The organism is Enterococcus sp. R12 (genome assembly GCF_058135755.1).
Map to the genome: position 1 here is coordinate 2,089,290 of NZ_CM176874.1, position 24,016 is coordinate 2,113,305.

Genomic DNA, 24,016 nt, shown 5'->3' on the forward strand with positions numbered 1-24,016 from the left:
ATTATCTCCTTTAATCCCAAATATTGGTTTGATAGATTTCTTCAGTGGTCTCTGCGATATCTTCCGTCAAAACAGTGATATGACCCATTTTACGCCCGGTTTTCGCTTCTTCTTTGCCATAGTAATGGAATTGCCAAGCAGGTTTTGTGGCAATCAGCTCATACGTTTCTGTCAATTCATCGCCTAAGACATTGACCATGACTGCTGGTGAAAGCAATGACACTTCTGGTAATGGCCAGCCACAGATCCCCCGGATATGGGCATCAAACTGACTCATGGAACAAGCTTCGATCGAATAGTGACCAGAATTATGTGGTCGCGGTGCCAACTCATTGACATACAAGCCGCCACTTTTAGTCAAGAACATTTCGATGGCTAAAACGCCTTGCAGATCCAAGGCCTTCGCAATAATATGAGCGATCCGTTTGGCTTCTTCGGCAACTTCTGGATCAATGCGCGCAGGAGCGATCGTTTGATGCAAAATATTGTTGCGGTGGATGTTTTCTACCACTGGGAAAGTGGTAAAGGTTTCTCCATTACCAGCAACTAAAATCGACAATTCTTTTTCAAAAGGAATCCACGCTTCTAATTCGCACGTCCCTTCACGCAGTAAGTTCATCGAAGGCGCTAAGTCCGCGGTACTGTATAACACGTGCTGCCCTTTTCCGTCATAACCGCCTCTAGTCGTTTTTAACACACAGGGATAACCGATACTGTCGATGGCATCTTGGATATCCGTTGGACTGATGATCGTGGCATAAGGTGCAATCACGATATTGTTAGCCTCTAGAAATGACTTTTCTAATAAACGGTCTTGAGTGATTGCTAACAGGTCAGTCCCTTGAGGGATATGGGAATAAGGCAAAATGGAATTCAATGCCTCGACACTGACATTTTCGAATTCATAGGTAATCACGTCGGCACGTCGAGCCATTTCTTCTAAAGCAAACACATCATCGTAGGCAGCAACAATATGCCAATCAGCGACTTGGGCTGTTGGACAATTGGCAGTAGGGTCTAAGACGCCAACCCGAAAGCCCATTTCTTTGGCACTCATTGCCATCATACGACCTAGCTGTCCTCCGCCAACGATTCCGATCGTTGCGTTGGGCATTAAAGGTTTAATCAAGTTGATCACTACTTTCCAATACAATTTCTTTTAATGTATTTCTTCGCGCGTTTAATTTCTCCGCTATCTCTAAATCATACATGGAAAGCATCTGCGCTGCAAGTAGTCCTGCGTTAGTTGCGCCAGCTTTTCCGATCGCTGTTGTTGCCACTGGTACCCCAGCTGGCATCTGCACGATCGATAGTAGGGAATCCAACCCGTTTAATGCGCGAGATTGTACAGGCACACCAATGACGGGCAACGTTGTTTTCGCTGCGACCATTCCTGGCAAATGAGCTGCTCCTCCTGCTCCTGCGACAATGACTTTGATTCCTTCTGCACGAGCAGTTTCGGCAAATTCGAACATCAAATCTGGTGTACGATGTGCCGAAACGACTTTTTTCTGATAAGGTATCGCTAATTCATCTAAAATCAAGCAGCACTCCTTCATTGTTTCCCAATCTGACTTGCTCCCCATAATCACTGCAACTGCTGGTTTCATTTGATTTTCCCTCCAACGATTTTTTACTAGTTTCTTCTGAAACAAGCTCAGAAGTATTTTCTCACGAAATTAGTTTGTTAGCAGCAGTTTGTCGCTGCGACCCAACGCTCCTTACATAACACGTTATGACTAACAATCACTTTCACCTTTAAATAGTAACGAGTTGCCGGAGCAATGTCAAAATATTTTCGAACTATTTTCTAGTTTAACTTTGTATCGTTCGTTTTTATGGCTAAGAAAACTATTCAGTCTTTCTGTTTGATAGGAAAAAGACAAATAAAGGAACAATACAAAAAATCCAGACGAATCCTCGTCTGGATCAAATCAACTTACTGTTGCAAGCTCAATTCCGTCACTTCGTCTGTTTCTTTCGGCAATCCATTGAAGAACAGATTCAAAACAATGGCTGTCAAACTACTCATGACGATCCCATTGCCTGTAAACATTTGGACGGTTTCAGGCATCTGACTGAATAAGGTTGGCATCATATTGAACCCTAAACCAAAACCGATCGATACCGCAATCACTAACAAATTCTTGTCATTCATAAAATCAACTTTGCTCAGCATTCGCATCCCTTGAACAGCGACCATGCCAAACATCACTAACATGCCGCCTCCCAGTACTGCTTCTGGAATGATTTGCGCAATGGCACCGACTTTTGGAAACAGCCCTAATACGATCAAAAAGATAGCTGAAAAGAAAATCGGGCGTCGCGTCTTAATACCTGAAAGTTGAACCAAACCTACATTTTGTGAAAATCCAGTATAAGGAAATGTATTGAAGATCCCCCCAAGGATCACCGCCAAGCCTTCCGCACGATAGCCGCGCTTTAAGTCATTGCCTGTAATCGGTTTTTCAGTAATATCTCCCAGCGCAAAATAAACACCAGTGGACTCTACCAGACTCACGATGGAAATAATGATCATCAAAACGATCGACCACAGATCAAAGGTTGGTAAGCCAAAATAAAAAGGCTGAGGCAAATGAAACACAGGTGCATGGGCGATGGCAGAAAGATCCACTAATCCTAAGAGCGCTGCTAAAATGGTCCCACCGATCAAACCGATCAAAACGGCAATCGAGCGAATAAAGCCTTTCCCAAAGACCTGCACCCCAATGATCAGAGCAATCGTCACAAAGCCTAACAATAAATTCGTTGGATCACCAAAGTTAGCAGCTGCAGCATCGCCCCCACCGATTTTAGTGATGGCGACTGGAATCAAGGTCAAGCCGATGACGGTAATCACGGTTCCTGTCACCAATGGGGGAAACAAGACTTTGATTTTCGAAAAAATGCCAGCGATCAGAACAATGAAAATCCCAGCGGCAATGATCGCTCCGTAAATCGCACTGATCCCTGATTTGGTGCCAATCAAAATCAATGGGGAGACAGCTTGGATGGCACAGCCTAAAACGACTGGTAGGCCGATCCCGAAAAAGCGGGTAACAACTAATTGCAAAAGCGTAGCGATTCCGCACATGAAAATATCGATCGAGATCAAATACGTCATCTGAGCTTCATTGAAGCCCAGACCTGTTCCAATCAGCAAAGGAACGGCAACAGCTCCTGCATACATCGCTAGCAAATGTTGCAAGCCTAAAACTGCTGAACGGCTATTCGTTTCTTTCATTAGGCATCTCCTTCTAAAAAGCTGACTTGTCCCTCAGACAATGAGGCGATCCGTGCTAGTGAAACAACAGGAATCCCCATTTCTTCAAGTAATTGTCGACCACTTTGGAATGATTTTTCAATCACGATACCGATACCGACGACGTTGGCTCCTGCTTGTTGACACAGTTCGATCAACCCTTTTGCTGCTTGTCCGTTTGCTAAAAAATCATCAATAATCAAGACTGTATCCTCTGAAGACAAAAATTTCTTGGAAATCGATACTTGGCTGGTCACTTGCTTGGTAAAGGAATAGACAGATGCAGTCAGCAGCTCTTCATCCATTGTCAAACTCTTTGCTTTACGGGCAAAGATCATTGGTACTTGTAACTGTTCTGCAGTATAAAGGGCTGGTGCGATCCCTGAAGCTTCGATGGTCACTACTTTTGTGATGCCGCTTCCTTGAAACCGTTCCGCGAAGACTGCACCGATTTCTTTCATCAACTCATAATCCACTTGGTGGGTCAAAAATTGGTCCACTTTAAGAACCCCTTCGCCCAGCACATTTCCATGTGTTTTGATACGCTCAACTAATTTTTCCATCCTAGCTCTCCTCGTTCCTTTCTATTCCATCCTGAAAAAAAAGACACTCTTTTTGCCAAAGCAAAAAAAGTGTCTAACAGGCACAATTTTTACTTATAGTCCGATATTTACGGTATCGGGTAGAGACTGTCGACCATATTTCGACGATATACAAGTAATTTTTAAATGATAGATTCGATTATGCCTGTCTTTGATTAAAAACACAAGCATGGAATGCCCTTTATAAATAAAAATATTCTCATTTGTGGATCATTTCCTACTCTGGCTTCTCCATATCGCGATAGTGCTCCATCTTTTTACTGAAAAGCTCCCCATTGGACGGCGGCGTGTAGGTGATGGCATTAGCGCCTGCTTCAATCGTTTCTAAGATGCTTTCATCGGTTGGTCCACCGGTTGCGATGATCGGCAGCTTCGGATATTTTTTACGGAAAAAAGCCACGGTATCTGCTGTGTCCTTGCCAGCACTGATATTGATGACTTTCACACCAGCTTCAAGCTTGGCATCAATTTCGGTATACTTACTCGTTACGGTACTGATAACGGGAATATCTACAACTTTACAGACCTGCTCCACAGTTTTCAGTGGCGTTGGTCCGTTTAAGACGACCCCGATCGACCCTTGGGCTTCAGCAAACATGCTCATATAAGACGAGCGAAATCCTTGGGTCAAGCCCCCGCCGACACCAGAAAACACTGGAATGTCCGCTGCTTCGATGATTGCTTTCGTAATTGCTGGGTGTGGTGTAAAGGGATAGACCGCAATCACAGCATCCGCATTTGTATTACGGATGATCGCAATATCCGTTGTGAAAATAATGGAGCGGATTTGTTTTCCAAATATTTGAATACCGCTAGCCTCTCGAATAACTTTAGGCACTTTCACGATATCTTTACGCAAATCGGTGGTGATTTTTGGCATATATTTTTCTTCCATAAGCAGCCAACTCTCTTTTCTTATTGATCAAATCGATTCAATTGGTAGGTTTCAATTACTTGAATGATTTTGCTGGCATAATCCGGATCCGTTGCATACCCTGCATCTTGTAATGCTTGTGCGGCACTGCGGTAGTCGTTTGCTGTCAAAACATTTACATAAAGTGCAGGATTCCAATCCACACCATTTACAAACAACATCGTATGATCATCCATTGATTCTTCCCAAGTATCATAGACACGAAAATCTCCTTGAATCGTGACCCATTCTCCATTATAAAACTCTTGGGTATCTAATGTCACCTTTTTTGAATGGCCAAACGACTTAATTCCAAATAAATTATTGTATTCACTGGCTAGAGAACTTTGACCCCAATCTGATTCAAGGATTGCCTGTCCAATAATGATACTTGGTAAAATCCCGTAGCCCTTTTGCAGTTCTTGTGCGTAAGGAGCGATGCGATCAATAAATTCTTCATGGGAGATGGCTTCCGTGTTTGTTTCTTCCTCTTTTGGAAGGGGGTCTGCCAAACTATTCAAGGAAAAAATAAAAGCAATCCCAATCAAGAATAACCCTAGAAAGACTAATGGGAAACGAGTCTTCTGTTTTTTTCGTCTTGCGCTCATTTTTTCACTTCCTTTGTCTGACTAAACACATTTTCAGAAAACAAATTGCCTCCATTCAGCAACAACTCATCTTGTGTAAGCTCACTGCTTTCCTGACTTTTAGCAAGAGACCCCTCATAGATCCAGTCCTCTGCCAAAGGATCTTCCCATTCGTGAGAGGACAGTTCTGCTTCTTTTCGAGCGATGTGTTCTTTTGCTTCTTCCAGAAACTCTTCAAAGGTCAACTCCTGCTCCTCCATGTAGGTTGCCACTTCGACCCCTACATATCGTAGATGCCAAGGCTCATAATCGATTTGCGTAATAGCATGTTTTCCTTTCGGGTAACGGATGATAAACCCATACTCCCTTGCATGAGCTTGTAGCCATTTTCCACCCTCAGTATCACCGAACCCCTCATTGAGCAGTTCTCCTGTATGATTTTGATACCAATCCTGATCCACAACATCAACAGCAAGCCCAGTATGGTGTTCGCTATAGCCAGGCTCAGTAAAGGTCAGTTTCGTGATCCGAATTGCTTCTTCTTTTGTATGACCTTGACTCATCAGGGTGTTGACATTGGCATTGAATATCTCCTCTTGATACGCGACTGAACGGTAGGCAGAGACCATCACCAAAGGATGTCCTGCAGCTTTTGCGGCATCTGCCAGCTTTTCATAAGCTGAAACGATGCGTTGATCGACGAGATAGCCATTCGACAATTTCCCTAAATCTTTTTGGGCAATTTCGCTTTTGATTTTATTGTTTGGGCCTACCAAAACCAATGACCAATCATCCAATGAGACAGTTGGAAAATCCTCTTCGTTCACTTCATCACTAGCACTTGCTTGTTCTTGTGACTCTTGCGTGTTCCCATTTGGCTCTTTTTCATTTGTTTCTGTTGTTTCACTCGTTGTTGCTTGATCTGTTGAACGAGCGATACTTGCACTCTTTGTTGGGGTGACTGCGGTCACTCGGTTCACTTGAATGGTTAAAAGAACCAGAAACAAGAAGGCCGCCGCCGCAGCCATTCCATAATACTTTTTCAAAAAATATCCTACCTTTAGTTGTAAGTTTCTTCCAGATTTTCTTTGACCCACTCCAACAGTTCGATTTTTTCATTGCGAATTTGCTGCTGAACAAAAGCGGGCAATCGGAAGTTTAGTATATCATCATAACCCCACTCATCATACGTAATACTGACTCTCAAATCAAGGTATTGGGCTGTTTCTTCAGATTCTGTTAACAATTCGACTTTCGCTAAATCGCTTGCTAACCACGTTCTGGCGATTTGGGTCTTCATTTTTTTGAACTCGACGACCGCTTGATTGCGTTTTTCTGGATAAATGACGGTTTGCCGAATGATTTTTTGGATCAACATCCATTCATAATCTGAAAACAGCAGCTTCACTTTCTGATTTTCAGCAGGTGACAGACTCATTGTGCCATTTTTCCATGCCTCCCATTGCTCCTCGGTGATGCCTAATTGTGTTTCATAAAACTGTTTTTCTGATGCGTATTGCTCGATGATGGTATTTAAAATAATTGCAATTGATACATTATGCATATGTTATCCCTCCTCTTCTATATTTTACTGAAAGTCAGCCGTAATGGAAACTTTTTGCGATTGTTTTTGATTATTTTAAAGAATTGATTTCTTTTGTTATACTAAATACGAAGGAGATGATCAATGATGAAAAAATACCGTTGGGGAATGATTGGCCTCGGAGATATCGCAACGCAATTTGCTGCTGGCTTTTCTAATGAAGCAAGTGAACTATATGGGGTCAGTGCCCGGAGTTTCCCTAAAGTCCAAGCATTTGCTGAGAAACACTCTATTCCCCATGCCTATGAAAGCACAGATGCCATGTTAGAAGATCCGCAAATCGATATTGTTTATATTGCAGTACCTAATGATCTTCATCATGAATTTATTATGAAAGCTCTGATGGCAGGAAAACATGTCCTCTGCGAAAAAGCCATCACCACGAGTGCCGATGAGCTAGCGGAAGAACTAGCCTTAGCCAAAGAAAAAAACCTAATCTTAGAAGAAGCAATGACGATTTTCAATATGCCGGTTTATGCTCGGTTGAAAGAAGAGATCGATGCCGGACGCTTAGGAAAATTAAAAATGATCCAAGCACCATTTGGCAGCTACAAAGATCCAGACCCAAGCAATCGTTTCTTCAATCCAGATTTAGGCGGCGGTGCTTTATTGGATATCGGTACGTATGCTGTTTCATTTGCCCGCTTTTTCATGACGGATACACCAGAAGTGACGTTTAGCAGCATGAAGCCCTTCTCTACAGGCGTGGACGAACAATCAGTCACGATCCTACAAAATCCAGCCGATGAAATGGCTAGTGTCACGCTGACTTTTCAAGCGAAAATGCCTAAAACCGGTATCGTCGCTTTCGAAGAAGGATACATTACCGTAGATGAATACCCTCGTGCGGACAAAGCCGTGATCCATTTCCGAGATGGAACAAATGAAGTGATTGAAGCTGGCGACAGCAGTCAAGCCCTTAATTATGAAATTGCCAATATGATCAAATCCATCGATGGCGAGATCGAAGGATCGATCCATTTGACCACCGATGTCATTGACGTTCTTGATCAAATGCAAGCTTTTTGGGAACAGCAGTAAAATGAAAAAGACTCCTTTTTAGGAGTCTTTTTTTAGCGTGCCATTGTTTGCATTTGATCAGAAAAGTCGGTTTTGATTTCAATAAAACTTTTAAAGGTCTGCAGAAACTGAAACAGCTGAGCGCGATTTTCAAACTCTGCTCTTGTTTGGGGCAATGGCTTTTGTCGATAATCTTCATAAAGCGCAGCAATTTTTGCCAAGATCTCTTTCCCATCGTTATTTTCGTGAAAGGACTCGGCAGTAAAGGATAGCAACTCTTGAAACGCATTTGTATAGGCTTCTTCTACCCAAAACAACTGCAATAAGTCAACCATTTCTAAGAGTAAGCGTGCCTGACTTTGGCGCATGGTAAAGTACTCTTCATAATAGGAGGCTTCTCCTCGCCATTGATTTTCACTATGCACCATTGCTTGTTGTTTGCCTTGCTTGATATCCCCCAAAAGCGTTTGGCAGACCTGGGGAAGCGTCGCCTTTTCTTTTTCAGTTAACGCAATCGACATGTCTTTTAAAAGACTTTTAAACGTTTCTTCCACTAATTGCTGTCTTTCTTTCAATGCTCGTTCGCCATCTGGCATATATAAATTGAACAAAAGTGCAAAGCCAATGCCAATACTCATCAATAAAAAAGCATTCCCAATCAGTGGCCAAGCAAACGAACGTTCCATCATATAATGGGTCACCAAGACAGAATTGACGACGATCCCATCCGTCAAATTGAAATAGACAGCGGTTGGGATAAAGAGAAAGAGAAAAAGAACAAATCCTATCGGTCCAAAGCCTAATAAATGGAAGCTGACAAAAGCTAAGAGCGTTGCGATCGCCAAAGAGATCAAACGCCCGATTCCCGTAAAAAGTGACGTTTTCTTTGTATTGCCGACGCTTAAAATGGCGATGATCCCTGCGGCTGGCGCATACAAAAGACCGATCTGTTGTGCCAGAAACATTGATAAACCAGCAGCAATCGCCGTTTTCACGGTCCTCATTCCGATTTTCATTTTTGTCACCTCCTGTGAAAAGTATACTAAATTGTGAGGAATAAGACTAGAATTTCTCAACTGCTTTGGGTATGATTAAGTAAAGGGGGCATTTGACCATGAAACTAGGGCGTTTTCGCTTAGGTATGCGAACGATAAAAACAGCCATCGCTGTCATGCTTTGTATTCTGCTCTTTCATTTTCTTGATCGTGGCCAACCATTGATTGCTGCCTTGTCGGCTGTCTTTTCTTTGCGACAAGACCTGACCACAACGATCTCTTTTGGTAAGTCACGGGTATTAGGAAATACGATCGGCGGCGGTACAGCCATTTTTTACTTTTTGACGAAGCAATATTTTCAAAATGACTTTCTGATCGAATTGTTTGTCTTGCCAGCGCTAGTCATTTTTGTCATCGTTTTTTCAGATGGCATCAATAACAATTCTGGCATTATCTCTGCTATTGCGACGATGCTTTTGATCACTTCCAGTGTCCCTCAAGGGGAATCGATCATCTTCGCCTTAGACCGTGTATTGGACACCTTTATCGGCACGTTAGTTGCACTATCGATCAATTTCGTCATTCGACCACCTGAGGAAGAGAAAAAGGATGAGATCCAAGAAGATCTGGTGGTGCTGAGGCAAAAAGAGCTTGAACTAAAAGCCATGCTAGAAGAAGTCCAAGGTGAGATTTCCGAACAAGAAAAACAAGAAAAATAAAGACAGCCTTTTTCCAGAATCATTCTGAGAAAAGGCTGTTTTTGTTACTCATTGGCTTTCAGTGCATCGATCATATCGACATGTTTCAGTTTAAATACATTGCGATCCCTACCACGCTTGAAAATAAGCAGGTCAATCCAGCGGCATACACATAGCTCATTGGTTCGACTGTCGGTGAAAACATGGCGATATCGACTTCGATGGTCTGTAAGACAAATTGATGCTGAAGGGCCCCTAATAATAAACCAAATGCAATGCCGAAGATCGTCAGAAAGATATTTTCACGAAAGACGTACATGGTCACTTCTCGATCATAAAAGCCCAATACTTTGATGGTCGACAACTCGCGAATGCGTTCCGCTATATTGATGTTGTTCAAGTTGTACAACACGATAAAGGCTAATGCCCCCGCAGACGAGATCAAGATCCAGATGACGATGTTCAAGGTTGCTGTCGTGTCATCTAAGGCATCCGCTGAAGCTGAGAGGAAGGAAACATTGATGACATTGTCTTGTGCCATCAAATCAGCCGCGATCGCTTCTTCCTTCGATTTCGTCAAACGCTGACTGAATTTCAATAACTCACTGTTGTAAGAAGGGGCGGCCTGAAAGATCTTTTGATACGCATCTGGGGTCAAATAAGCAAAATGCCCTGTGTAGTTTTCTGCGATTGCAGCCACATTCAGTTCAAATGCTTCGCCGCTTTCATTCGTCAACGTTATCGTATCACCCACCGATAATCCAAACAACTTAGCAAGCTTTTCATTGATGATGGCGCCCTCTCCTTCTAGCTCGTAAGCTTCTCCTGAAACCCGATCATTCAAGTGGACAAATCTCGATAAAGCCGCAGGATCTTCTGGCACGGTGACGGTTACTTCTTGCTGCGTGACCCCCGATTGAGCCAACGTCAGACTTTCCGTATGCAAGAATAACCCTGCTTCAAAACCAGCAATATCTTCTGCGGCGGCTTTTGTTTCACTCATTGCTTCCGAATCCTCATCATCAAAAGTGATCACCGCCTGATACTGCCAGATTTTCTCAAACTGTAAAGGAATGATATTGCTGATGGAATCTCTTAGGCCAAATCCAGTCAAGATCATGGAGGTACATCCCGCGATCCCTAAGATGGTCATGAGCATTCTGGACTTGTAGCGAAACAGGTTTCGCATTGTAACTTTTTGAATAAAACTTAAGTGCCGCCATATAACGGTGATTCTTTCTAAGAGAATTCGTTTTCCTGTTTTGGGTGCCTTTGGTCGTAACAATGAAGCCGATGACTGTCTTAAATCAAATCGTAAAACCAGCAGTGCGATACCGATGGTGCAAAGCAAACTGACTCCCACAGCAATCAATGAAAGCCGCAAATACCATGGGGTGTCATACTCCGTGAGATTGTAAAGCGGTCCATAAGCTTGAATGATGATTGCTGGAAAAAAGGAAAAGCCGACTGCTAGACCCAATACAGCACCTGTGATGCCTGCTGCAGAGGAATAAAGCAAAAATTTCTGTCCAATCTCCCAGTTACGATAGCCTAATGCTTTCAATGTACCGATCTCACTACGTTTTTCATCGATCATCCGCGTCATGGTGGTTAGACTGACTAACGCTGCAATCAAAAAGAAGATAACTGGGAAAATCGTTGCTAACGAAGAAACCCGTTCCGCATTGTCTTGGTACTCTGAATAACCAGGATTCGCATCGCGGTTCGCGACACGATAAACTGCCGGTTTTAGATCCAATAATTCCTGCTCTTTTTCAGCAACTTCTTTTTTGGCATCTTCAAGTTTTTCGCGTTCTTTTGGTGCTTTTTCTTTGAATTCGTCAAGCTTTTCTTGAAGGGTTGCTTCGTTTTCTCGATATTCTTGCCAACCAGCAGCTAATAAAGACTGACCCTTGGCTTTTTCAGAAGCTAGGGTCTCACGAGCTTCGCTCAGCTGCGTCTCTCCTTGGGTGATCTGGGTTTGCGCTTGTGCCAATTCTTGGCGCCCAGCTCTGATTTGGTTCCAGCCAGCATTGACTTGCTGTTGTGCCTGCTGAAGTTGCGCTTCTTGGTCATTGATCGCAGCCATTTGCCCAAGTAATTGAGCACGTTGTTGCTCACCTTCGGCAATGAGTGGACGCAATGTATCTTCAGCTGCCGTCAGCATAGTAGCAATCATCGTTTCATCGATTTCCTCCAGATCAGGAATCGGACCAAGGACATCTGTCGGCAGGTTCAACTGTGCCAGAGCGGCGGTTACTTGTGCATAGACGGTAGGCAGCTGGGCCATTTGCTCCTCTGCAGAAAGTTGACCCACACTTCTGATTTGATCCATGCCTTGGTATGCCAGCGCCAGTTGCTCCTCTACCTGCTGGATGCCCTTTTGTAGTTCAGGTCTTTGTGCCAAAACGGGTGCCAACTGAGCTTGGGCTGACTGTACTTGGGCTTCTTGCTGAATCAATGCTTGTTCATTTTGATCTAGCAGGCGTTGATTTTCGATCAATGCCTGTTTCCCCTCAGCTAATTTTTGCGCTTCTCCATTCAATTGCTCTTGGGCAGTTTGAATCTCTGTCTGAAAAGCTGCTTCTTGTTCCGTCAACTCCTGATGCGCCTGCGCCAATTTCTCTGTTGCGTCGTCAAGTTCCGCTTGCGCTTGCTGCAATGCTTCTTCGCCATCACGGATCTGTTCTTTGGCCTCATCAATGGCTGGTTGCGCTTCATCGATCAACTCTTGCCGCCGTCCTTGTGCCCGCGGAGCCAACCGTTCTTCTACTTCATCACTTACTTGATCCCTTTTTGTCTGATATGCTTCTGAATAGCTAGCCACTTGCGATAGCTCATCAAAACGAACTAACAATCTAGCATACGCAGTTTCTTTAAAATCTTCTTCTGGAATTACTGCAAAGTAATCGACCGTCCCATTCCCAACGGTACTATTGCCTCGATGAAAATTCTCAATAAATTCGGGACTATTGACAAAGCCAACGATCGTGTAAGTGTGCGTTTCTAGCTGGTTTTCACCGCTTTCTGGCAGTTCAAAAGTTTCATCTAGTGCAAACCCACCGCTGCTTTGTGCCGCTTGATCCAAAGCAATTTCCCCTGACTTTTGCGGCAATCGACCAGAAGTCACCTGATATTGATTGACTTGCCGCTCCTTCGAAAGGGAAAAGACACGGATCACGGCACGGTGATTTTCGGCATTGATATCGGCGATCTGCTCTGCTTCAACAGACGTGACACCAGGCATTTCTTCAATGATTTCCCGATCGGCAGTCGACAACCCTAATGTTGACGCAATCGTAAAGTCCGCTAATTTCTGGCGAGCAAAATAATCTTCAGCTGCTTGTTCCATATTCGGACCAGTTGCACTGATCCCCACAAAAAAAGCGACCCCTAAAAAGATAATGCCTAATATGGACAAAAACCGCCCGGGTGCTTGCCTGATTTCACGTAAACTGGAACGTAATAATTTTTTTTTCATAGGCATTTACCAAGAAATAGAGGCAATTGGAATCGGATGAGTATTTTTTTCCATCTTGCGGACCTTTGCATCATTGATATGGATCACACGATCAGCCATGGGAGCCAATGCGCTGTTATGTGTAATGATCAAAACGGTCGTCCCAGTCTCGCGAGCCGTTTTTTCTAGAATTGCTAGAATCTGTTTCCCCGTTTCATAGTCAAGTGCCCCAGTTGGTTCATCACAAAGCAGCAATTTGGGCTTCTTCGCAATAGCACGAGCGATCGTGACTCGCTGCTGCTCGCCACCAGACATTTGCGCTGGAAAGTGATCCAAGCGATCACCAAGCCCAACTTGGGTCAAGATCTCAGCTGCATCAAGTGCCTCTGGCACGATTTGTGCTGAGAGTTCAACGTTTTCTCTGGCTGTCAAATTAGGGACCAAATTATAAAACTGAAAGACAAACCCGACATCTTTGCGGCGATAGGTCGTCAATTGTTTGGCATCAAAGCCAGCAATATCTGTTCCATCAACGATCACTTTGCCACTATCACATTGATCCATTCCGCCTAATATGTTCAAAACGGTGGACTTACCAGCGCCACTAGGACCAAGGATCAGTGCGATCTCTCCTTTTTCTACGGAAAACGAAACACCATCATTAGCAGCAATGACCGTGTCGCCCATTGTGTATTTCTTCACTTCTTTCACAACTTCGATATAACTCATTATGTTCCTCCAAGAATTCCAGCGCCGCATGCGCTTTCTCGCTTAATAGTGTATCATACTTATTCCTGCGAAAGAAACAGCAAAAAAGCAGCTCATTTTATCAAATTAAAAAATCTGAGACAAAATGATGCTCATTCTGTCCCAGAATCGATTTTACACTTCCATCTAATTTGATTGACAAAGAACAAAAACCAATCATTGTGCTTGGTCGGCAATTCTTCGCTGGGTTTCTTCCCAAAGTTTTTGCGCTTGCTGCCGCTCATCAAGGATCTCCGTCGGCACTGCCTGCCGATCGACAAAGTAGCGCCCGCTAATGCCAGCCACCTCGGGGCTTAGTGCCAAATATATCGCTGTATCAGACCCTTCCTCAGGTGTTTTGAAAAAAGGCGTGAGCATTTTGTAAACAGATTGACCAAATCCTGTCTGTCGGCTGACCCCTAAGCTCGTCGCCACAGCTCCTGGATGCAATGCATTGGCAGTAACGGTCGTATTGCGCAGTTGAAACGCAAGCGCATCTGTAAATAAAATCAGGGCTTTTTTTGAGCGGCCATATTCCCGCCAAGGCAAAAAATTCGCCACATCGAAAAAGCGCTGATCCTTTTTCTTTACAAATTTGTAAGCACCAGAAGCAACATTAACGATCCTACCAGCATCCGCACGTTTTATTAACGGCAATAACTGACGGGTCAGTTCAAAATGCCCCACGTAGTTTACGCCCAGCATTTGTTCAAATCCATCGGCTGTTCGCTCTTTTTTTAAATTGACGATGCCCGCATTATTGATCAGTACATCCAATTTCTCAAAGCGGGCATTGATTTCAGCGGCTGACTTGCGTACGCTAGCCAACGACCCCAAATCACCGATCACTAGATCGATGCTTGGATTGCCTGTCTCTTCCTTCAAACGTTGCTGTGCTGCCTGTCCTCGTTCGGCAGAACGGCAATACAAAATCACATGCATCCCCAATTCTGCCAATTGTTTGGCTGTTGCAAAGCCCATGCCAGCGTTGGCACCCGTAACTAAAATCGTCTTCAATTTGCCACCTTCCCCTTCTAAGAATACCGTTTTCTTTCATCATAACTGAAAACAAAAAAATCTGCTCAAAAAACAGATCAAGAGAAGCTCTCTTCTTGTTTCTTGAAGCAGATTGTTTCATTTTATGCTTGGTAACGGCAAACACCATCTAAATAAGTGGCTGCTAAATTCATTTCTTGATCCAAAACAATGAAGTCGGCTGGACGACCTTGTTTGATCATACCGCAAGCGTGGTCGATCTTGCAGCTGATCGCTGGGATCAAGCTGGCCATCATGACCGCTTCTTGAGGAGTAGCAATTCCCCACTCTACAACATTTTTCACGGCTTCTTTTAGTTTCAAGATGCTGCCAGCAAGATTGCCTGATTCCATTCGAGCCGTGCCATCTTTTACCACTACTGGAAATTCACCTAAAATGTAATCACCGTCTGGCATACCGCCAGCCATCATACAGTCGGTGATCAAGGCCACATGGTCGTGACCAGCTTTTTCCATCAAAATCTCAGCTGCTTGAGGATGCACATGGTGGCCATCACAAATCAACTCAGAAAAAACTTCTTTTAATGAAAGTAAAGCACCGACCATTCCAGGTTCACGATGGTTTAATCCGCGCATTCCGTTGAAGGCATGAACAAAAACACTGGCACCAGCTTCTACTGCTGTTTGCGCTTCTTGTAACGTTCCGTTACTATGCCCTAGCGCAACCACTACGCCTTCTTCCGTCACTTGCGAAACAAACTCACTCACACCTTCGCGCTCAGGAGCCAAGGCGATTTTCTTGATAATTCCACCAGAAGCTTCTTGCCATTCATGGAAGGTATCAATATCAGGATCACCAAAATAGATCGGATTTTGTGCCCCTTTATGTTCTTCAGTAAAGAACGGTCCTTCAAAGTAGATCCCTTGGATCTTCGCTCCTGTAACTTCGTCTTTGACTTTCCCAACGGTTTCAGCAACATCCCGCAATCGTTCTTTGCTAGATGTTAAAGTTGTCGGTAAGAACGATGTCACACCACAAGACAAAAGACCTTCTGACATGGCTTTGATGCCTTCTGCATCATTATCCATCACATCATGGTTCATAAACCCGTGGATATGAGTATCCACAAGACCCGGTGCTACCCATTTGCCTGAATAATCTTCTACGTCTGCACCAGCAGGGACTTCATCGACGATCGCGCCGAATTTTCCCTCCTTGACCTCCAAGTAACCAGGGCCATGAACCGCTGATTTCAGAAAGAATTTGTCTGCGTAAATATATTTATTCATCTTGATCGCTCCTCTATTTCTTTTCTTCCTTAAAAGTACTCTTATTTGCAGCAGAAGTCAAGAAAGGTCTACACCACTTTGTCAGATTGGCGAATATCCATGACGGCACGATACAGTTGAAAACTTTTTTCAGCTGCTTTTTCTTCTTTTAGTCTTTGAAGCAATTGTCCTTTTAGTTCAAACAATTCTTCTAGAAAATACAAGCTATTTTTCTCTCTTGCTAGGGCAATGCCTTCGTTGGTTACTTTTAGCGCGCGACAGTCTTCTTGTTGCTCTTTTAAAAAGACCGCATAGTTGTAATAAATTTTGGTCAGCGCTGTGGACAGTCGCTCTGGCGGCAAGGCATGCATGGCATCGTAGGCTTTTTCTAAATAAAAACGCGCCTCACCCAGTTGCAGCAAGTCACTATAGACACGACCCATACAGCTCAGGATACGAATTTCCATCACCGAAACATTGGTCTTATCCTGTTGATAGGAATAGGCCAATCCTTTTTTCAGCGCCTCAAGGGCGGCATCATAGTTTTGATCGAGGAAATAATCACAGCTGCCTAGATAGTAGTAATACATTTGCATATCTGAATCCAGATACAGATAATCCTTGATCGCCTTGTCTTCCATTTTTTCCCGCATCTCTTGAAATTGTTTATGGACAAAATGTGATTCGATTTCGGCAAAGATTTGATTGGTTTTGTTGATCTCTTCCGAATGAAGCATCATTACTTGATCTAAGGTGACGCCTAAGCGTTGGCAAATTTGATACATCACCCAGACATTGGGCAGCTCTTCGTTGTTTTCGATACGACTTAACACACTTTGCGAACAAATATCTTCCGCTAACATCTTCTGGGTCATCTTTCGTTTCAACCGAATTGAACGGATATTTTGACCAAAAGATTCATCTCTTTTTTTCATAATCGTCCTCCAGGGGGAATTCTAAAAAAATCGAACGTTTCTTGTCAAAAATGCGAATTCGCATTTTTAATTTTCTTTATTTTAGCACATAATGACAAAAAGGAAAGCAATTTCAAGAATGTCTTGTTATTTTTCCACAATTTCAAATGAGGTGTTAAGATGACGATCGACAGTACGATCTTTTTTACATGGGAAGGCAAAAAATACCAAGGGATCATCGAACGGGAATATGAAAATTCGGTCCTCGTTCAAGTGACCGATCCTAGTGCTGAAATGCTGGATAAGTTTACCAATCGGATGATTGTCAGCAAAAAAATTTGTCAACCAGTTACCGAATAAAAACATAAGCACCGCTCCCTCACGATCGCTGAAGGAGCGGTGCTTTTTCATGTACTTACTTCTGGCGATACGCTGCCAAGAATTCTGTCATTTTTTCAGCAGTCGTTTTTAAATCTTCCATATTAGGAAGGTAGACGATACGGAAATGATCGGGCTGTTGCCAGTTGAACCCACCGCCGTGCACCAACAAAATATGGTGTTCATGTAAAAAGTCGAGAACAAATTGTTCATCATTGGTAATGTTAAAGCGCTGAATATCAATTTTAGGAAAAATATAAAAGGCTGCTTTCGGTTTCACTGCTGACAATCCAGGAATATCATTGATTGCCTTGTAGATAAACTCTCTTTGTTCATAGATTCGACCACCTGGCAGCAGCAGCTCATCGGAGCTTTGATAGCCGCCTAATGCAGTCTGGACGATTTGTTGCGATAAAACATTGGAACACAGCCGCATCGATGACAACATATTCAAGCCTTCGATATAGTCTTTGACATTGGACTTATCCCCGCTGAGAACCATCCAGCCAACGCGGAAGCCTGCCACTCGGTGAGACTTAGACAAACCGCCTAGCGTCACAACGAAGCGATCTGGTGCTAGTGTAGCAATCGGTACATGGACATAATCATCCATGACTAAACGGTCATAAATCTCATCGGAGAAAATGATCAAGTCATGCTCACGAGCAACCTCGACGATTTGTTGCAAAACTTCTTTCGGATAAACGGCGCCGGTGGGATTATTTGGATTAATAATGACGATGGCCTTCGTCTTGCTGGTTACTTTGGCTTTGATATCCTCGATATCAGGATTCCAATCTGCTTGTTCATCACAAATATAATGGACGGGTTTTCCGCCAGCTAATGAGATCGAAGCAGTCCACAAGGGATAGTCTGGCATCGGCACGAGCACTTCGTCCCCATTGTTACATAACCCTTGCATACACATCGTGATCAGCTCGGAAACACCATTACCTGTGTAAATATCATTGATGGTCACATCAGGAAATTTTTGTAATTGATAATATTGCTCGATCGCTTTACGTGCCGAGAAAATCCCTTTTGAATCAGAATAGCCTTCCGACTCTCGCACATTCATGATCAAATCTCTAACGATTTCATTTGGGGCTTCAAAGCCAAAGGGCGCGGGATTCCCAGTATTTAATTTTAAGATACTGATGCCTTCTTCTTGCATCCGATCAGCTTCTTCTAAAACAGGGCCGCGTACATCATAACTGACCCCTTCAAGTTTTGACGACTTTGAAAATTTCTTCATATTCCATTTCTCCTTTAACCATAGGTCAACGTCAGGTTATTGGTTCTCGTCGTTGATCTCTTTTCAGATTGAACTTATTATAGCAAAAAAATTTTAACTGTGGCGAAAATTTTTCACCTCTGGATCGAGAGGGCTTGCCCTGCGTTCATCCACTGAAGTTGGTTCATTCAGGAATTTTCAGGAAAATACTTCAAGTACAATTCATTTAACGCCAAATGCCCCACCGAAAAATCAGTGATTCCTGCTGCGATAAAACGTTGCGGCAACTGCGGATCGCTGATTTCTACTAGATAGATCCGCCCTTGCAGATCGATAGTCACTGTCGTTAACTCTGGAAAAGCCACCAAGAAATCCGCCGAGTCCGTCTTTACATACAAGGGTTCATTGACCAACGACTTGCGGCCAAGGTATTCGTGAATGATCTTACCGTCTTTTAAAAACAAGACCCGATCCGCGTAAGAATCTAAATTCGTCAGAATATGCGAAGCGATCACGATCGCTTTCTTTTGCTCCCGCAAGGCTTTCAACACGTTGGAGATCAATTCGACATTTGTCGGATCTAAGCCATTCATCACCTCATCCATCAGCATGTATGGCGTATCTGTCACGATCTGCATCGCAAAACACAGACGTTGCCGCATCCCCAGCGAATAGGTTCCCACTGGGCGTTTGATATAATCGCTCATTCGCAAACGAGCAATCGTTTCTTCCACCAAGCGTTCCTCTGAACGCCACATTCGCTGATACAGTTTCAGATGCTCGAGTCCGCTTAAATCATTGTACAAATCATTTTGGTCAGGAAAAAATGAAATTTGTTGATGCGCTGCCACTTCTGATTTTTTGGTCACATATACTTGACTGCCGTTTAAAAATACTGCGCCTTCATTCGGCTGGATGAAATTCATCGCCACATTCAGTAGCGTGGATTTCCCAGTGCCGTTAGGGGCGACTAACCCGACGATCTCCCCGGGAGAAAAAGCAACGGAAAGTTGATCCAATACTTTTCTCGTATACGTGACAGTCACATTTTTCAGTTCTAACATATCGTTCCTCCTATGCCAAATGAAATTTTTTGCGTTGGATCGTCAAAAAGAAACACAATTCGATCAGAAGCCAACCCCCGCCTAATAAAAGTAAGCCTTTTTCCATCGTAAATCCTGCAGAACCAAAGTAAAAGCGTGTCCAGCCTGAAAGGACTTGTCCCACATTTTGATACAGATAGACATACAGCGTTTTATCAAGGTAGGCACTAAACCAGCGCCGTTGGAAAAGAAAGGGCGAAAGCAAACAAAAACCAGCCACAAGCAGATTAATCAGCTCTGAGCGAAACAGGGCACTGAACAGCAAGATGCCGCGACAATAAAGAAACTGCAAGAAAAGCGTTGCAAGAAAACATTGACTTAAAAAAAGACCGATGGCTTGTGTTTCAAAAGCATTGAAATCTGTGATCGGGTAGCGGGCATCAAAGGACGATGATAAAATCGTGACTGGCAGTTCCAAGGAGCCAAAGCCGAATTGAATACCAGAGCCAAACCAGATAAAGAACATGGTTCCTAGCGTTGCGATTGCAGAACCAACCATCAACGCTGCCGTTTTGCTCCAAAGGATCTCTTCTGTCGATAATGGCAGTGAAAGAAACAGAGATTTATGTCTTCGTTCTTTTGGTAAACAATCGATCGCCAAAAATAAAGAAACAGCAATTAATAGAATCGGTAAATATTCAGTAAAGCTTCGCTGTAATGCTTGCACCCCCGTTTTTTGCTCCATGACTGCTTGAGAGAGTTTGCTATTGGGCAGCTGGCTAAAAGCCTCCATCAGTTTTGCGGTTGATGCATAGCCGAAGCGCCCGTCATACCCAGCATAGTAATTTCGAAACGTGTAATAATCAGGGGTATAAAATATATTTCGTTCATCGGTAAATTGCAAAGCGAGATGGTACCAAGTACTTGTGCTTTGTGCGTATGCTTGCCAGTCTTTCTCGGCTAGCGCGTCGAGCCGTTGTTTTTCTGCTTCATTCCATGGGGTAAACATTTCGACTGCCATGAATGCCGACCAATGGTCAGAGGGATTGGCTGCTTGTTGATCAAGAAAATCTTGTCGCACGGTATAGCGTTGTTGCATTTCTGTTTTATCTACTCGTTCAATCGGGCGAAAGTCTCTTTGCCAAAAACTGTAAACGCCGCTGTAGATCAGCAGCAAGCAAAAAAGGCCAATGGTTTTCTTGCTTTTTAACAGCTGGCGTAATTCAAAGAAAAAATAGTCTTTCATCCTTTACCTCCTCTCAACAAGCGATTCTGTTTATCCGCAACAAGCATGATGCTTAAACAAAGGAAGATCCACACTAGCGTCAGCAGCCAACTGGCATAGACGCCCCAAGAAGTGCCAGAGCCCAAAGCAAAGGCACCCGAATAAAATTTATCCATAGCAGCTAGATGAACTGGTAATATAGGGATCTTTTGCAGCATCGGAATCAAGCCGAATCCATAAAAAAGCACCAGTAAAAAGAAAGAGACGTATCGATTGGCTGCGACCATGTTCATGACAAAACCTAGGCATTCGATCAAACCAATCAGCAAGGCAAAAGAAACCATACTAGATAAAACGCTCTGCCAAAAAGGTAAGGCTACCCAATCCCCACTGAGATAGACGGCTACTGGATACTGCCAATCCCCGAACTCCCCCAGAAGGCTCATTGAAAGAAAGACGCCTAAGAAAAACACGAGCAAGATTCCTAAATTGGTGATCGTTTTGACAAAAACCTTACTGACCATCCGAATCGGGAAAATCTGTGGGTATGAGCGGATCAAGGAGAAGTGTTCTCTTTCTTCTAATAAATTGTCACTAGCAAAAAAAGCCCAGAAGAAGAACCCAAAATTCAGTAAAAACGTTATTGCCAAAGCGACAGCCGTCTGGGTATTGGCAGCCGTGAGAACCGGATCTTTTTGTTGCTCGACTAAGGCTTGATAGACCGTCTGCTCTTGTTCGATCGACCACATCGGCGGTAAAAAGGCTTTGTCATCAACTGAAGACGCCCAAATCTGCTTTTTTAGCTCCGCCATTTGAATACTCGTTTGATAAAATCGTTCATATTCCTCCATAATCAAGTTGGACAGCTGCCGTGAGGTCAAAGTATTGTTATCAAGTAATAGCTGATATACCTCTTGCTCATCCGGTGAACCAGATTGATTGGCTTGGTAGCGATCAACAAGCCGTGAAGCCTCCGCTTTTTCTGCGGTAATGGTAGCGGGCAAGTTGACAGGTTCCATCAGTTTCAAATAAATGGAAAAACAGCAGCCTAAACTAAAGGCCCCAATGAGCAGGAAGATGAATGTTTTCTGCTTAACAGCTTTTGCCAGTTGGTTTTTAAAATAGTTCATTTGCTCTCCTCTCAAAAAAATAATTATTCATTCTTTTAGCATACCTTTTATAGAAAAAAATGCAATCTAAAGTCTGAAAATTCTTTCAAATAGCATTTGGAAAAGTTATTGACAAACCTGCTGAAAATCAGGTAAGATATTTTCTAGACGCGGCGTGACAGAACTACCTTAGCCTGCGTTTCCTTATAGTATTTGCGGAAATGACGGAATGGCAGACGTGCAAGATTGAGGGTCTTGTGAGCAATCGCTCGTGTGGGTTCAAATCCCATTTTCCGCATCCTTACAGCTTCCCCATTGTGGGAAGCTGTTTTTTGTTTGCACAAAAGATCCCCCCTGGCGATCCTTCAATGAATTCCCTCGATCGCTTTGATCTTGAGTACCTACTCCTCAAAAGTTGATAGTAACCTTCCTTTCCCCAAATATAAAAAATCCAATAAAAATCCTTTTATCGTTGCATTTAGAGATATTTTTCATATAAAATGAATAATATAACGACTATTCATAAAATTTAGTTCGATTTTCCGTTTTTTCTTATTAGCGTATCAGAAACAATTGCTTGAATGAACTTGTGATGGAAATCTTTTCAACATTTTTTCCATTCACCTGCCCTCCTCCTTCCCCCAGATGAACCAACCTCTGCCGACCGTTTTCTCAGTTACTTTCGATAGAAAGAAGGAGTCTAATGAAAAAAAGAATACTGATCACCCTATTGTCATTCGTTATTTTGCTTATCGGCTGCACGAAGGCAGATGAAGAACTGTCAGAGACCGTTGCGCTTGGCATCGACGCACGACTGGAATATACAAACCAGTCTGGAACGGGTTGGGCCTATTATCAACCAGCGACCTTAGAATTGCTGATTGCAGGCAGCCAAGCCGAACTGGCTATTTTGGAAGAGCTTGATTCTTCCGACGAAGACCTTCAGCAATTGATCAGCCACACGATTGATTTGATGGCAACCGCTGAACGAGCGTTAGTGGAGCGTCGGATCGATGTCCCTGCTTGGTTTGCTGCTCGCATTGGTCGCAGCCAAGCCCTTGCTGCAATCCATGAAAAAAGTCCGATCATCCTCAGTAATCAAGACAACCTCGACAGTCTACTAGAGGTAGCAAACGAAACGATTCCTGAAGCCGATCCGCGGGAAAAGCTGGGGCTTTTGGCAGACGATATCGAGCAGCTTCAGCAGCTCACAGAAGATGCGCTTACTCTTCATCGCACAATCGAACTTGACGATGGACTCACTGCCACCGTTTACCACACAAGCGAAACGAATGTTGACGTCTTCGTTTTTGCGATGCCCGATGAGGAGTACGCATCTGGGTTTACTGTTCTGAATCGGGAAACTGCCGACGAGCAAAAAGCTGCTTTCTATGAAACGATTTTACGAGCGCTCGCCGTAAATATTCCTCGTGAATCGTTGATGTTTATGAATCGATTCGATCAATCTTCTGATGAACATCAGCTGGCGGTGATGACCTATGGCTTTGATCATGACATTGATCAAGACATGGTCACTACCGTGTATCAACAGCTTCAAGAAGCAAACGCCAAACAAGAAGCAGCTACGGCTTTGCAGCAAGAGCAAAACAATGACGAACAAACTCAGACCGAGAATAAACGATCTTCAGAACAAAGACGAGCGATCGCTCGTGCCGAATCCTTTACGAACCTCATGGCTTTCTCACGTGCACGATTGATACAACAATTAGAATTTGAAGGGTTTACCCATAATGATGCACAATGGGCAGTTGATCAGCTCACGATTGATTGGAACGAGCAGGCATTGAAGAAAGCAAATAGCTATCATTCCTTGATGAGTCTTCCTCCTGACAACATTCGCCGGTTATTGGCTTTTGAAGACTTTTCAGAAGAACAAATCGACTACGCGATGACAAACATAGGTAACTAAAAGCTAGCGAAGAAAAGGGCATCGCGATGCCC

21 protein-coding genes, 1 tRNA gene, 1 pseudogene and 1 riboswitch are annotated in these 24,016 nt (G+C 43.5%); of the genes and pseudogenes, 5 read left to right on the forward strand and 18 right to left on the reverse strand.

Annotation, left to right across the window (positions count from 1 at the left end):
* Window positions 1-10: 10 nt before the first annotated feature.
* The 8 genes from purK to ACTW1R_RS09690 all read right to left on the reverse strand — a co-directional run bounded on the left by purK (window position 11) and on the right by ACTW1R_RS09690 (window position 6,928).
* Window positions 11-1,138, reverse strand: coding sequence for a 5-(carboxyamino)imidazole ribonucleotide synthase (gene purK / locus ACTW1R_RS09655; protein ID WP_015509893.1), 1,128 nt, complete (start codon window positions 1,136-1,138; stop codon window positions 11-13).
* Window positions 1,122-1,610, reverse strand: coding sequence for a 5-(carboxyamino)imidazole ribonucleotide mutase (purE, locus tag ACTW1R_RS09660; RefSeq protein WP_010749580.1), 489 nt, complete (start codon window positions 1,608-1,610; stop codon window positions 1,122-1,124). Before purE ends, purK begins: the two co-directional genes overlap by 17 nt.
* 329 nt (window positions 1,611-1,939) lie before the next feature.
* Entirely contained in the window at window positions 1,940-3,244 is a 1,305-nt protein-coding gene (locus tag ACTW1R_RS09665) for a nucleobase:cation symporter-2 family protein (RefSeq protein WP_010749579.1), read from the reverse strand.
* Window positions 3,244-3,825 carry a xanthine phosphoribosyltransferase gene (locus ACTW1R_RS09670; protein WP_010749578.1) on the reverse strand — a complete coding sequence of 194 codons (582 nt, stop codon included), beginning with the start codon at window positions 3,823-3,825 and terminating at the stop codon, window positions 3,244-3,246. The genes ACTW1R_RS09665 and ACTW1R_RS09670 overlap by 1 nt, the downstream gene beginning before the upstream one ends.
* A gap of 76 nt (window positions 3,826-3,901) precedes the next feature.
* Window positions 3,902-3,999: riboswitch (purine riboswitch) on the reverse strand.
* Window positions 4,000-4,081: 82 nt separating this feature from the next.
* On the reverse strand, window positions 4,082-4,759 hold the full coding sequence (locus ACTW1R_RS09675) for a beta/alpha barrel domain-containing protein (protein ID WP_010749577.1): 678 nt from the start codon (window positions 4,757-4,759) through the stop codon (window positions 4,082-4,084).
* A gap of 20 nt (window positions 4,760-4,779) precedes the next feature.
* Window positions 4,780-5,385 carry a glycoside hydrolase family 73 protein gene (locus ACTW1R_RS09680; RefSeq protein WP_005229997.1) on the reverse strand — a complete coding sequence of 202 codons (606 nt, stop codon included), beginning with the start codon at window positions 5,383-5,385 and terminating at the stop codon, window positions 4,780-4,782.
* Entirely contained in the window at window positions 5,382-6,392 is a 1,011-nt protein-coding gene (locus tag ACTW1R_RS09685) for a M15 family metallopeptidase (protein ID WP_489927558.1), read from the reverse strand. The genes ACTW1R_RS09680 and ACTW1R_RS09685 overlap by 4 nt, the downstream gene beginning before the upstream one ends.
* Window positions 6,393-6,424: 32 nt before the next feature.
* On the reverse strand, window positions 6,425-6,928 hold the full coding sequence (locus tag ACTW1R_RS09690; protein WP_005229993.1) for a hypothetical protein: 504 nt from the start codon (window positions 6,926-6,928) through the stop codon (window positions 6,425-6,427).
* A gap of 123 nt (window positions 6,929-7,051) precedes the next feature.
* Between ACTW1R_RS09690 and ACTW1R_RS09695 the strand changes: the two genes are divergently transcribed.
* Window positions 7,052-8,008, forward strand: a complete 957-nt coding sequence (locus ACTW1R_RS09695) for a Gfo/Idh/MocA family protein (RefSeq protein WP_205820790.1) — start codon at window positions 7,052-7,054, stop codon at window positions 8,006-8,008.
* A 32-nt stretch (window positions 8,009-8,040) separates the two neighbouring features.
* On the opposite strand, the gene ACTW1R_RS09700 is transcribed toward ACTW1R_RS09695, so the two are convergent.
* Window positions 8,041-9,003 carry an aromatic acid exporter family protein gene (locus tag ACTW1R_RS09700; protein ID WP_325816394.1) on the reverse strand — a complete coding sequence of 321 codons (963 nt, stop codon included), beginning with the start codon at window positions 9,001-9,003 and terminating at the stop codon, window positions 8,041-8,043.
* 98 nt (window positions 9,004-9,101) lie between these two features.
* Between ACTW1R_RS09700 and ACTW1R_RS09705 the strand changes: the two genes are divergently transcribed.
* A complete protein-coding gene (locus tag ACTW1R_RS09705; RefSeq protein WP_005231932.1) occupies window positions 9,102-9,701 on the forward strand; it encodes an FUSC family protein in 600 nt (199 codons plus the stop codon).
* A 44-nt stretch (window positions 9,702-9,745) separates the two neighbouring features.
* On the opposite strand, the pseudogene ACTW1R_RS09710 reads toward ACTW1R_RS09705, so the two are convergent.
* The 5 genes and pseudogenes from ACTW1R_RS09710 to ACTW1R_RS09730 form a co-directional block, all read right to left on the reverse strand.
* Window positions 9,746-13,167 (reverse strand): annotated as a pseudogene (locus ACTW1R_RS09710) (ABC transporter permease).
* A complete protein-coding gene (locus ACTW1R_RS09715; RefSeq protein ID WP_270288046.1) occupies window positions 13,168-13,869 on the reverse strand; it encodes an ABC transporter ATP-binding protein in 702 nt (233 codons plus the stop codon).
* Between the two features lie 195 nt (window positions 13,870-14,064).
* Complete coding sequence (locus ACTW1R_RS09720) at window positions 14,065-14,904, reverse strand: SDR family oxidoreductase (RefSeq protein WP_115232458.1); 840 nt, start codon at window positions 14,902-14,904, stop codon at window positions 14,065-14,067.
* A gap of 122 nt (window positions 14,905-15,026) precedes the next feature.
* Complete coding sequence (nagA, locus tag ACTW1R_RS09725; protein ID WP_115232459.1) at window positions 15,027-16,172, reverse strand: N-acetylglucosamine-6-phosphate deacetylase; 1,146 nt, start codon at window positions 16,170-16,172, stop codon at window positions 15,027-15,029.
* A 68-nt stretch (window positions 16,173-16,240) separates the two neighbouring features.
* Window positions 16,241-17,086, reverse strand: a complete 846-nt coding sequence (locus ACTW1R_RS09730; RefSeq protein ID WP_015509901.1) for a helix-turn-helix domain-containing protein — start codon at window positions 17,084-17,086, stop codon at window positions 16,241-16,243.
* A 159-nt stretch (window positions 17,087-17,245) separates the two neighbouring features.
* Here ACTW1R_RS09730 and ACTW1R_RS09735 point away from each other — a divergent pair, with 159 nt between their 5' ends.
* Window positions 17,246-17,425: a hypothetical protein gene (locus tag ACTW1R_RS09735; RefSeq protein ID WP_005229977.1), complete on the forward strand. Its 180-nt coding sequence runs from the start codon at window positions 17,246-17,248 to the stop codon at window positions 17,423-17,425.
* A 55-nt stretch (window positions 17,426-17,480) separates the two neighbouring features.
* Here the strand turns inward: ACTW1R_RS09735 and ACTW1R_RS09740 are convergent, their stop codons facing one another.
* The 4 genes from ACTW1R_RS09740 to ACTW1R_RS09755 all read right to left on the reverse strand — a co-directional run bounded on the left by ACTW1R_RS09740 (window position 17,481) and on the right by ACTW1R_RS09755 (window position 22,075).
* On the reverse strand, window positions 17,481-18,698 hold the full coding sequence (locus ACTW1R_RS09740) for a pyridoxal phosphate-dependent aminotransferase (protein ID WP_005229975.1): 1,218 nt from the start codon (window positions 18,696-18,698) through the stop codon (window positions 17,481-17,483).
* Between the two features lie 167 nt (window positions 18,699-18,865).
* On the reverse strand, window positions 18,866-19,741 hold the full coding sequence (locus tag ACTW1R_RS09745; protein ID WP_005229973.1) for an ABC transporter ATP-binding protein: 876 nt from the start codon (window positions 19,739-19,741) through the stop codon (window positions 18,866-18,868).
* Window positions 19,742-19,751: 10 nt separating this feature from the next.
* A complete protein-coding gene (locus ACTW1R_RS09750) occupies window positions 19,752-20,966 on the reverse strand; it encodes an ABC transporter permease subunit (protein WP_489927268.1) in 1,215 nt (404 codons plus the stop codon).
* The gene (locus ACTW1R_RS09755; RefSeq protein ID WP_375826590.1) at window positions 20,963-22,075 is read right to left on the reverse strand and encodes a hypothetical protein; all 1,113 of its coding nucleotides are present in this window, start codon (window positions 22,073-22,075) and stop codon (window positions 20,963-20,965) included. The genes ACTW1R_RS09750 and ACTW1R_RS09755 overlap by 4 nt, the downstream gene beginning before the upstream one ends.
* 194 nt (window positions 22,076-22,269) lie before the next feature.
* On the opposite strand from ACTW1R_RS09755, the gene ACTW1R_RS09760 reads away from it, so the two are divergent.
* Both ACTW1R_RS09760 and ACTW1R_RS09765 read left to right on the forward strand, forming a co-directional pair.
* Window positions 22,270-22,352, forward strand: a tRNA-Leu gene (locus ACTW1R_RS09760).
* Window positions 22,353-22,757: 405 nt separating this feature from the next.
* On the forward strand, window positions 22,758-23,984 hold the full coding sequence (locus ACTW1R_RS09765; RefSeq protein WP_142964796.1) for an Ltp family lipoprotein: 1,227 nt from the start codon (window positions 22,758-22,760) through the stop codon (window positions 23,982-23,984).
* Window positions 23,985-24,016: the final 32 nt, after the last annotated feature.